This is a genomic window from Nocardia carnea (assembly GCF_029869215.1).
In the GTDB taxonomy this organism is placed as follows: Bacteria; Actinomycetota; Actinomycetes; order Mycobacteriales; family Mycobacteriaceae; genus Nocardia; species Nocardia carnea_B.
Genome location: NZ_JARWPM010000126.1, coordinates 1 through 1,763, shown reverse-complemented (window position 1 = coordinate 1,763; position 1,763 = coordinate 1). Strand labels below are relative to the sequence as shown.

Genomic DNA, 1,763 nt, shown 5'->3' with positions numbered 1-1,763 from the left:
CCCCCGGGGGTCCCCCCCCCCCCCCCCCCACCCCCCCCCCCCCCCCCCCCCCCCGTATTTTCATTCCCCCCCCCGCGCCGTTTGGGGGGGTTATCTTAAACCCCCCCCCCCCCCCCATCGCCGTTTTCCGGCCGGTATCGCTCCCGAGGCGCCCTACGCGAAGCCGGTTCCGCGTAGGGCGTCGATGGCCTTTGAGCCCGGTCCGTGCCCGGTTGCCGGGTCGCGCCTGGTGGCCCCGTCCCAGGGTGCCGGCGCCGGCGGGTGGTCGCCGCTCCTGGGGACGTCGGCGAGCGGTCGCGGTTTCGGGGGTGTTGGCGAGCGGTTGCCGCGGGCCGGGTGGGTAGGCCGTTTTGCCAGGACAGGGCGCGAGCAGGTACGCTTGCTCAGGTTGTCGACTTGTTCGGCACCACCCAATCCGTTCTACCGAAGACCGTTGGTCGCTGATTCCGGATGGAATCGGTCGAAGGTCCGGCGAGAGTGCCGGCGGCCCACGCAGGGAGAACCGAGGTCGGGAGTGAGCACGATGTGCTCGGATACTCTTGCGCGCCCCGGAACGCTCTGCGTCCGGGGCGCTTGTTCTTTCGCCGGCCCCTGATTCGGTAGGGCAACACCCGAACCGACATCAGAGAGGAGGCGAAGTATGGCGAAACCCGAGAAGGTTACCGCGGTCGCGGAGATCACCGAGCAGTTCAAGGGCTCGACGGCAGCAGTTATCACGGAATACCGTGGCCTGTCCGTCGGTGCTCTCACCGAACTGCGCCGTGCGCTCGGTGCCGACACCACGTACTCCGTCGCCAAGAACACCCTGGTGAAGCGTGCCGCGGCCGAGGCCGGTGTGGAGGGCCTGGACGAACTGTTCGTCGGACCCACCGCGATCGCGTTCATCTCCGGTGAACCTGTCGAGGCCGCCAAGGCGCTCAAGGCCTTCGCCAAGGATCACAAGGCGCTGGTCATCAAGGGCGGTTACATGGACGGCGCACCGCTGTCCGTGTCCGAGGTCGAGCGGATCGCCGATCTGGAGTCCCGCGAGGTCCTGCTGGCCAAGCTGGCCGGTGCCATGAAGGGCAACCTGGCCAAGGCCGCCGGTCTGTTCAACGCTCCCGCCTCGCAGGTGGCCCGCCTGGCCGCCGCGCTGCAGGAGAAGAAGCAGGCCGAAGGCGGCGACGCCGCCGCGGAGTAACACCTTCCGCATCCCCCGCGGAACGGTCGCTCCCGGCCGGCCCGCACAGACGTTCACTATCGAAAGGAAACAACAATGGCCAACGTTGACGAGCTGCTCGAAACCTTCGGCAACATGACCCTGCTCGAGCTCTCGGACTTCGTGAAGAAGTTCGAGGAGAAGTTCGAGGTCACCGCCGCTGCTCCGGTCGCCGTCGCGGCCGCCGGTGCCGCCCCGGCCGCCGCCGAGGCCGCCGAGGAGCAGGACGAATTCGACGTCATCCTCGAGGGTGCCGGCGATAAGAAGATCCAGGTCATCAAGGTGGTCCGCGAGATCGTCTCCGGCCTGGGCCTGAAGGAAGCCAAGGACCTCGTCGAGGGCGCGCCGAAGCCGATCCTGGAGAAGGTGGCCAAGGAAGCCGCCGATGCCGCCAAGGAGAAGCTGGAAGCCGCGGGCGCCAAGGTTTCGGTCAAGTAATCGGACCGGTAACGGAAAACGGGCGGGTGCACTGGGGGTACGCCCCGGTTTGCCTTAGGTGGCCGCTGTGATGCCGGGGGCGGGTTAAAGGAAATTAGTTGGGTGTTACCTCCCCGGCGTGGGTTAT

General features: G+C 67.6%; 2 protein-coding genes. Both read left to right on the top strand.

Annotated elements, in window-relative coordinates; translation table 11 throughout:
- Positions 1–640 precede the first annotated feature (640 nt).
- The gene (rplJ, locus tag QH276_RS08075; protein ID WP_280396710.1) at positions 641–1,180 is read left to right on the top strand and encodes a 50S ribosomal protein L10; all 540 of its coding nucleotides are present in this window, start codon (positions 641–643) and stop codon (positions 1,178–1,180) included.
- A gap of 75 nt (positions 1,181–1,255) precedes the next feature.
- Positions 1,256–1,636: a 50S ribosomal protein L7/L12 gene (rplL, locus tag QH276_RS08070; protein WP_280396711.1), complete on the top strand. Its 381-nt coding sequence runs from the start codon at positions 1,256–1,258 to the stop codon at positions 1,634–1,636.
- Positions 1,637–1,763: the final 127 nt, after the last annotated feature.